Here is an 8,374-nt window from a genome sequence, read left to right on the forward strand (position 1 = left end):
CGAACTCCCTGGCCAGCGCCGCTTTCGGCACCCCGGCGGCGGCGCGGGCGCGCAACAAGTCGGCTTGCTCGGTGGTGAGGGCGGGTTTGCGGCCGGTGTAGGCGCCGCGGGCCTTCGCGGCGGCGATGCCTTCGCGCTGGCGTTCGAGGATGAGGGCGCGTTCGAATTCAGCGAAGGCACCCATCACGCTCAGCAGCAGGTTCGCCATCGGTGAGTCCTCGCCGGTGAAAGTCAGCGACTCCTTCACGAACTCCACCCGCACGCCCTTGCCGGTCAGGGTGCGCACCAACCGGCGCAGATCATCCAGATTGCGGGCCAGGCGGTCCATGGAGTGCACGATCACGGTGTCACCGTCGCGCACGAACCCGATCAGCTCCTCCAGCTGCGGGCGGGCGGTGTCCTTGCCGGAGGCCTTGTCGATGAAGGTGCGCTCGACGGCGATCCCGTCGAGCTGGCGGACGGTGTTCTGGTCGACCGCGCTCACCCTGATATAGCCGACGCGCATAACTGACCTCTCTGCCACTTGAAATGTCAAGTTGAAGTCTAAGAATCCAGCGGACGCATGTCAAGAAATGCAGAAGCAGACTCTATTCTGACGCTTTTCAGTCCGGTCACCGCTGTGGTGTTGGGGTGTACACCCCAAATTCACACACCGGGACGGTTCAACCGTAGATTCACGCGAGCGCCGCTCGCCCGAACGTCGATCGGTAGGGAGCCACGTACGTAGACAGGTATATGCCGGTGTGAATGACCGATGTGGGGCCGGTACCTATCCGATGAGGATGGTTGTCGTGCAGCGAGCGCACCACCGGTGACAACACCGTCACCCGAAACCGCCCTCGACAACGGCGTCGGTAGGCCGACAAGGAAGTCGGCCGCACAGGCGGGATCCCGCAACGTCACCAACCAGGAAACCCATTCTGATGTCCACTAACCCGTTCAGCATGTTCGGCTTGGTCGCCGCACTCGACGGCCGCAACATCCAAGCCCACCTCACCGGCACCGTCGCCGACTGCACGGTCTGCGCCACCGTGTCCGGCCCGGTCACCGCCTGCCCCGCCGACCACGTCGCCGAGATCACCCGCACCGCGCAACGCCCCTTGGCAGCCACCGACATCGTCGACCACCTCGGCGCGGTCGGATACATCGTGGCCTCGTAGGCCCGTGACGAGCACGCCTGTGAAAAACAGCGGTAAGGGCATGGGCTGATTGGACCCTGCGGGCGGGTCTACCGTCCGGTCGATGCTCCCCCTACCCCCGAATCGCGGTGGCGGCCAGGCGGAACGGGTGATCGCTGCCGGGGTTGACCCACACGTCGGTGCCGTCGGGGATGATCTCGGGCAGTCGGGAGCCCAGGACCGATACCCAGCAGGGCACGGGTAGGTGTTGTTTGTGGAGTTCGGCGGTGACGACGACCACACAGGGGATGTCGTCAGGTGAGAGGGCGGTGCGGGGCCGGTTGTCCTCGTCGCAGGCAATCTCGACGACGGTGTGCAGCAGGGTGGGGACGATCTGGTCACCGCAGTCCTGCCCGGCGGCGATGAGCCGCAGCAGGGCGTCGATGGGGTCACTGGAGGTGTCGGGAGTCTGCGGCCGATAGCCAGGATTCGGCCGGAAGGGTCCGAGCGTGCCGTTCTCCTCGAGTCTCCAGCCACCGACCATCACCTCCACCGGAGGAGTGTCCCGGGTGGGGTCCCCGGACCAGTTCGGGTCGAAGAGCACGAACCAGTCGCCGTGGCGGACTGCCGAGGACGGATCCATCGGTCACTTCCCATTTCCTTGTTCGATCGTCACGAGCCCTCCGGCGGCGCCGGTGTGTTCCCGGGCCCCGGATAGGTCTCGAACAACTTGCCACCGGAACCGGGGGGCCGCTGCACCCCCAGCCAGGTGGGCATTCTGTCGCCACGAGGTGCCGCTGTGACGGCCTCGTCGATAGGGGCGTGGATGTTCCCGGTCACCGTACCGGTCGAGTGGAGGTAGTCTGCCGCCATGCGCGCGGTGGAGGCGTTGGGCGCTGCGCTCGAGCACATGACGAACACATGCTCGCCTGCCGGGTTTCGCCTGATGGCACGCGCGGAATTCTCGACCGCCGCGAGCATCCGCCCGAACTCCGAGCCGTCCACGTCCACATCGACCCATATCGGGAACAGTTTGGAGCCCCTGTTGACGCTGACGGTGGCGGAGTCGGGGTTGTCGGAATGAGCAATGAAGTAGTTGGGTGGTTTACCCGACTTGCGGACCGCCTCGGCCCACGGGGCATCTTCCGGCGGCGATAATATCCATCCCCATTGGCCCTTCCGGACACGCACGACTTGCGTGTCGGCCTGTCTCGTCTCCTGCGCCGCCCACAGGATGTGACCATCAACTCGCGCCCTGTCTCTTTCGAAGATGGCTCCGATGGGGGTGCCGTGAGCGTCGAACAGGGGGTTGCTCCACACTTTCGATGGCTGGAACCTGATCGGCCGGCCACCCCTGGTCGTGCCCGTCCACCAGGTCAGGCGATCGCGTCCTTCACGGTCTCCGTGAGAATATGCGTGCATCGAGCCTTCAGACGCGTCGGCGAAACCCCTGATCCGATTGGCCCGTCCCTGCCCCATACGGCGGACCGCGCCTTGGAGGCGATCACGCAAACCGCGCCAGGCCGCACCCGCCGTCCCGACCACGCTGCTCCTTCCTCCCGCATGTAGGGAGATTTGCCACATGCCATGAAACGACGACTACCACTGACGGGGCCGGATGATGATCGCCGCGCGCCTGTACCAGAAATTGGCGTTGTTTCCTTCATTGCCCATGTAACCCTCGATTTCCGACGCGAACGGCTCCAGCGTCGACTTAGATGCGCCCGTACACAACTCTTCATCCCGGACCTCCCGCACAGCGGGCTCACCGGACGCCCCTGACCGGTCGATCAGCCACGTCAATGTGATGGTCGACCCGCGCAGCTCGCCGACATCTTCCGAATCCGGGACCAAAGGAAGGCTGGAGAGCACCGGAAGGCTCGCGGGGTCATCGGGCACGGGCTCCACCATTTCCCCGTCTTCATCGAACTCCATGTCAAGGCTTTCGACGCATTTCCACCCGTCCTCAACGCGCTCCCAACGCTGACGATAGATACCCATCCACGAGGTGTAGTCGTCCTCCTCGTAGGAGTCCTCGACCTCCGCGAGGGCCAGCGACATGTCGTATCCGGCGATGTCGGCCGCGGCGAGCATCATCCCAGTCCGGGCAGCATCGCCGCCCTTGAGCTGATCCCACCCGAATCCCTGCTGGGAATACTGATGATCCAGCAGGTAGACGAGTTGATGAGGTGGGCGTTTCTCCGGCTGGTCGTGGAAAGACTCCATCGGTGTGGTGAAATGCGCGCGCAACTGCTCAGCCAGTAACGCGACCGACGGATGCGTGGCGAATGCGGCGGCGTCCGGTCCGGTACGCCCCTTCGCCACCAGGTTGTAGGTCAGCGTGATCCGGAAACCGTCGGTGACCGGCAGCACCTCGTGCTCGCAGTCGCCATAGAACGCGACGAAGGACAGCTCCTGCGGCGAACCCCGGTCGGTGACCTTCGTCCCCTGCTGCTCGATCACCAGCTCCCCGCCGGTGAACGTCGAGGGCAGAGTCACCACCAACGTGCCGATCATGCCGTCGGCCTTCTCCGAATCCTGGTGGCGCGCAAAGAATTGTCCCGGCTCATACACCAGCATCGAATGCAGCTCCGCCGACAACCCGCAGTCCGGCGCCAGACCCAGTTCGGCCCGCAGTATGTCCAGCATGGGCAGCAACGTCTCGCGCCACTGCCGCTCGTCGACCGTTACCCGCTCCCGCGGAACCTCCCATGTGTCACGCACAGTCGCGTCCAATAGGGTCTGCTCGCGCATACCGTACCGCGCCGGCCGCGCGACCTCGCACAGTCGCCGCGCCTGAGCCGGCGTCACGGGCAACCGGATCGGCCCCACCCCCTCTACCTCGATCAGCAGGTTCTCCGCCGAGCCCGTCCGACGCGCAGCAAATGTACCCGTCGGCGGCACCGAACCCATCAGCTCGCCGATTATCCGTAGTGTCTTGTCCGTCATGCACTTCTCCGGTGTTCGACAACGTTCGCGGGCATCCTCTCAGGGCCCACCGACGATCCGGTCCCCGATGCCGGAAACATCGGGGGCTGAGAGTCGGCCGGGCCCCGGCCCGGTCTACGCCGTACGCAGGTAAGCCATTACGGCACCCCGGTCAGTGCGCAAATTCCGGCTCGCGAATCCAGTAAAGTCAGGTGTCACTCGTCGTCGCGGGCGTCGGGATCGCGTAGCGGCGGTGGGTGCCGCCGAAGTCGGGCAGGGCCAGGAAGGAGCCCCGCGTGGCAGCACCGAAGCATCCGGACGAGTTGAAGGCTCAAGCGGTCCGGCTGTCTCTGGAGTCGGACCCGAAACGGTCCGCATGGCGCAAACGGTGCGTCCGGTTCACCGGTGCGAGATCGATCCGCGCCGCCGGATGGTTGCCGAACCTCGCCGCGGGGCGCGGCGGGCGGTTTCATCGCGGCCGCCACGGCGTCGGCGGGGCGGGAGCGGGGAGTTTGCGCGGAGAGCGCTGACCAGTTGCCATTAGGATCGAGGGAGTCGTCGCCGGGGATTGCCGGGATCCTCGCCTGGGACCGGGACTCCCTGCCCCTTGCAGCGGCGACCGGCAGCGGCCTGGGAACGCATACTTCTCCTTCCGGGCCGCTGTTCGTGGCCCTGCCGACGATGCGAAGGCGAGGCGAGCACCCCGGACCAGCATGCCGCCGTGCGCACCTACGCCGCGGCGATCGACGAACTCCGGCCAGACCATCGAGAAGCTACTGGCCATGTCCGACCTCGAAGCCGGACTCGACGCACTGAAACGACTCGGCCACCAGCTTCCCGACTGACCCAAGGGATGAAAGCGTCATCCCCGGAGTCCCGCGGCAGCGCGAACCGTTCTCGAATGTTGCCATGGTGTGTGGTGCCCGCTGGGATACTTCCGGGTTGGGGTATGAGGGGTCGCCGTAGTATCGGCCGAATTTCGGGCGGATATGACGTAGCTGCCTGGTAGAGCAGGGCTTCGTGTTCGGGGTGCGGGGTCGGGTGGTTGGTGCTTGGCTTGGCTGCCGATGAGGGTTGATCGGCGTGTTGGAGGTTGTGGTTCGTGGCGACGCGGGTGTTCGCGGACGAGGAGTTGGAGCGTCTGCGGAGGTTCCCGGGGATCCGCCGCGAGGAGTTGTTCCGGTATTTCACGCTGACTCCGGCTGATCTGGCGTTCGTGGATCCGGGCCGCGGGCGGGGTCCGGCGGATCGGCTGGGGCTGTCGATCGCGTTGTGCACGTTGCCGTGGCTGGGGTTCGTGCCGGACCGGCTGACGACAGCGCCGCCGGTGGCGGTGGCCTGGCTTGCCACGCACTCGCCGGACACTCGCCGACTGGTCCATTTGGCATTCGCGATAGTTACCGAGGACGAGCAGGACGAAGATGCTGTCCAGGTTCGTTGCTAGCCCTACGCAGCGGGGATGTGTACGTGCCAGGGTCGCGCCGCTGTTCGTTGCTAGCCCTACGCAGCGGGGATGTGTACGTGCCAGGGTCGCGCCGCTACGCCGATCCGGCCGCGTACCTGCTAACCGCCGAGCAATGGACACCGCAGCGGGCCGAGTTCTGCCGACTGGTCGGCAAACCCACTGATCCCGGCGAGGGGTTGGCTGCGGTGACCGACGAGCTGCACGAGGCGGTCGGTGAGCTGGAGGCGGTGCTGGCCGGCGGGGACGGGCCGGTGCGCGTGGACGAGGGCGGGGAGCTGGTGATCTCGCAGCCCGGGAGGGGTAGCGGGTCAGCGGATGCCGAAGCGGCGGGCACGCAGCTCGGCCAGCACCCGGCGCACCGCAGCCGGGTCGGCGTCGGTGAGGATTCGCCTCGGCAGCGGCGAACGCCGATCACTTCCGAGACGGGATCGCCCAACCCTGGAGCCCGAACGCCTACCCCGTGTATCACTTTGCTCTCGCAGGGCGGGTCGAGGAGTTGTTTTCGGGGCTGTCGGGTTACCCCTGAGCACATGACCACGATCGAAAACAGACCAGCCCGAACCTCTTTCGTTGCTGGGGCGTTGTCCGCGCAGGCAGTTGCGCATCACGGCCGCGGTGAGTCGTCGACGATTCCTCCCGTCCTTCACCCCGCCGCTCACCAGCGGTCACCGCGTCCGGCGATCGGCAACGTCCATGCCGTCGTCCGAGAAGGTGAGCGCGACCAGCTGTATCGCGTCCTGTGGTGGGACGCCGAAGGCAACGCTCTGATCGCCAACCCCGCCGGCTGGCTGGAAATCGCTGCCAACCGGCCCGGATTCCTCCGCCTGGAAGGACGACCACCGCCACCAGCTGAATAAGGCAGCGCGCCCATGTGCGCCGACTGTCCACCAGCATGTTTCACGCACGCTTGATGGAACGTGTGTCAAAAGCTTTGTTGCACAACAGCACTCGTGATGAAATGAATGCGTCGTGCCCGGTCCTCACAACACCGGGGGTGCGGCACCCGCAGGTAGACAACGACCCCGGCCCCTCATCAACCGACTGTGAGGCAAGCCGGGGTCGTTTCGGCTCCCGGACCTGAGCGGTGCGGGGATGGTGGGCGTGAAGACCCGCCCCCTGGTGAGGAGTGATCGTGAAAGCGTGAGCGGGCGCAGATCTTGGAAACACAGGCGACGAGCGGCAACAGTGCAGCTATACGGGGACGGCGCGGACCGGGTACCCCAGATACACACTCGACAAAGTGATTCCGACCCTGACCGCCGACAACTCACGCGAAGTGGGCGTTATCCGTTGGGTTGGGGCCCATCGAGGGAGCCTCCGGTTGTCCACATCTGGTGTGTTGGAACTGCGTTGGACACCGCCGGGCTCGCCATTACGTTCCCGAGCGCAGTTGCGTGTGCAGCCGCTCGTACTTGTCCACATCGTGCAATTCTCCCGGGGTGAACGGGGAAGGCTCGCCACCCATCTGCTGATACCGCTGCCTCATCGGTTCCAGATCGAACAGGTCCACCGGGTCGGTGTCGGCGCCCGACTGTTCGAGTTTGTGCTGCCAGTGCCCGTAGCGGTCGCTTCCCGCCTCGACCTCGGCAGCCCACTGCGACGAGGACGTCAACATGTCGTGGTCGAACTCGGCGACGGCGCTCGGCGGTTTTCCTGCCTGCTCCAACCCGAAGTTCATCAGGACCCGCGAATGCCGGCCATGAAAGTCGCCCTGCCAGGCGTGCGCGGAAATGGCCTGTTTCTGGAACTCGGTGGTAACCTGATACGGGTTGTATCCCGGTTGCCTCCTGGCGTTGTTGTACCAGTCGGACAACTGTTCGTAGAACTCGCGCGTACCGTCCACGCCGCCGAAATTCGGGTAGACGATCATACCGTGTTCGGGGGGTTTGAGTCTGCCGACATCGACGACCAACCCTTCTGGTGGATGGTATGCCCTCAACGGATCGTCTCTGATTGCGGTGAGCTCCTGTTCTGTGGGCGGTGCGTCCAGCCAACGCACGACATGCGCGCCGGGCCGGCCCTCGACCTTGGGCTGAAACACGACTCCGTGGGGTTCGGTACGGAACGGCCCCGGCACATGGGTGAGTAGGGGGTTCTCCTCGACGGCGGCCAACTCGCTGCGTGACAATGGCCGCGACAAGACGGCTATCCCCCACTTCCCCACCACTCCCATCTGCCCGGCAAACTCCGGACTGTGCCGGATTTGCAGCCTGCGATGTGTTTCCGCCATGAGGTCCACCGACATCTCGCGGTCGAGGTTGCGCCGCGCGAACAGTCGGGCATCGAGCCAGCTCGCCCACCCCTCGGGCCCGTCGAAGATCGTTTCCGGCCGCGGCTGTCGGGAAATGTAGGCGATGTCGCGGAACTTGTCCTCCATGAACAGGCTCATTTCGAGCGCCCGCTCGGCGTCGGTCCGGATACCGTGCGCTGCCTCCAGTCGGCGTATCTGCTCCTCGATGGGCAAGTCCAGAAATCCGTCCTCGGCGGTCGGGTCCGGCCCGTGGACCGGTCGCCACGCACCCGCACCGGATCCCGGGTGTCCGGCGGCGGTATCGCGGCCGGTGTGCGCGGCCGGACCGATCCTGTCGAACTCGAAGGCAAGCTCTTTGTCTTTGTGCGTGGTCTGCCCGAGGCCGTCCCGTATCCGGTGCGGGACCTCATGGTGGTCTTGGCCGACTTTCGGGCCGGCTTTGCTGGCAAGCGCGTCGACGAGGCGCCTGGCCGCCTGCACCATTTTCGCGATGGCCTCACCACCGCCCGACCCGGTCATCGAGGTTTTCCTGTCGCTGTGACCGGACTGTCAGGCAGCGTGGCCGACAGTGGTGAAGCCGACCTCGGTCAGCGCCGGGTCGAACGGGTCGGG

The 8,374-nt window shown here is 65.7% G+C and carries 9 protein-coding genes and 1 pseudogene; 5 read left to right on the forward strand and 5 right to left on the reverse strand.

The window, feature by feature from the left end; translation table 11 throughout:
* Nucleotides 1-505 (reverse strand): recombinase family protein (locus tag GVY64_RS36135; protein WP_159851079.1); only part of this gene is annotated, 505 nt, incomplete at its 3' end.
* 418 nt (nt 506-923) lie between these two features.
* Between GVY64_RS36135 and GVY64_RS36140 the strand changes: the two genes are divergently transcribed.
* Nucleotides 924-1,160, forward strand: a complete 237-nt coding sequence (locus GVY64_RS36140) for a hypothetical protein (RefSeq protein WP_159851081.1) — start codon at nt 924-926, stop codon at nt 1,158-1,160.
* A 91-nt stretch (nt 1,161-1,251) separates the two neighbouring features.
* Here GVY64_RS36140 and GVY64_RS36145 read toward each other — a convergent pair whose 3' ends face one another.
* The 3 genes from GVY64_RS36145 to GVY64_RS36155 form a co-directional block, all read right to left on the reverse strand.
* Nucleotides 1,252-1,761 (reverse strand): type VII secretion system-associated protein, encoded by a 510-nt coding sequence (locus GVY64_RS36145; protein WP_159851083.1) that lies wholly within the window; start codon nt 1,759-1,761, stop codon nt 1,252-1,254.
* Nucleotides 1,762-1,790: 29 nt separating this feature from the next.
* Nucleotides 1,791-2,438 carry a hypothetical protein gene (locus GVY64_RS36150; protein ID WP_159851085.1) on the reverse strand — a complete coding sequence of 216 codons (648 nt, stop codon included), beginning with the start codon at nt 2,436-2,438 and terminating at the stop codon, nt 1,791-1,793.
* Nucleotides 2,439-2,717: 279 nt separating this feature from the next.
* Nucleotides 2,718-4,031, reverse strand: a complete 1,314-nt coding sequence (locus GVY64_RS36155) for a 2OG-Fe(II) oxygenase (protein ID WP_159851087.1) — start codon at nt 4,029-4,031, stop codon at nt 2,718-2,720.
* A gap of 311 nt (nt 4,032-4,342) precedes the next feature.
* Between GVY64_RS36155 and GVY64_RS36160 the strand changes: the two genes are divergently transcribed.
* The 3 genes and pseudogenes from GVY64_RS36160 to GVY64_RS37520 all read left to right on the forward strand — a co-directional run bounded on the left by GVY64_RS36160 (nt 4,343) and on the right by GVY64_RS37520 (nt 6,368).
* A complete protein-coding gene (locus tag GVY64_RS36160; protein WP_159851089.1) occupies nt 4,343-4,576 on the forward strand; it encodes a hypothetical protein in 234 nt (77 codons plus the stop codon).
* 572 nt (nt 4,577-5,148) lie between these two features.
* Nucleotides 5,149-5,394 (forward strand): annotated as a pseudogene (locus tag GVY64_RS36165) (DUF4158 domain-containing protein); the annotation flags it as partial.
* A 647-nt stretch (nt 5,395-6,041) separates the two neighbouring features.
* On the forward strand, nt 6,042-6,368 hold the full coding sequence (locus GVY64_RS37520) for a hypothetical protein (RefSeq protein WP_201298325.1): 327 nt from the start codon (nt 6,042-6,044) through the stop codon (nt 6,366-6,368).
* Nucleotides 6,369-6,883: 515 nt separating this feature from the next.
* On the opposite strand, the gene GVY64_RS36175 is transcribed toward GVY64_RS37520, so the two are convergent.
* The gene (locus GVY64_RS36175) at nt 6,884-7,975 is read right to left on the reverse strand and encodes a hypothetical protein (RefSeq protein ID WP_236567531.1); all 1,092 of its coding nucleotides are present in this window, start codon (nt 7,973-7,975) and stop codon (nt 6,884-6,886) included.
* A gap of 72 nt (nt 7,976-8,047) precedes the next feature.
* On the opposite strand from GVY64_RS36175, the gene GVY64_RS38485 reads away from it, so the two are divergent.
* The coding region (locus GVY64_RS38485; RefSeq protein ID WP_236567532.1) for a hypothetical protein at nt 8,048-8,374 on the forward strand (327 nt) is incomplete at its 3' end.

This window comes from Nocardia sp. CY41 (assembly GCF_009829325.1).
Taxonomy (GTDB): Bacteria; Actinomycetota; Actinomycetes; order Mycobacteriales; family Mycobacteriaceae; genus Nocardia.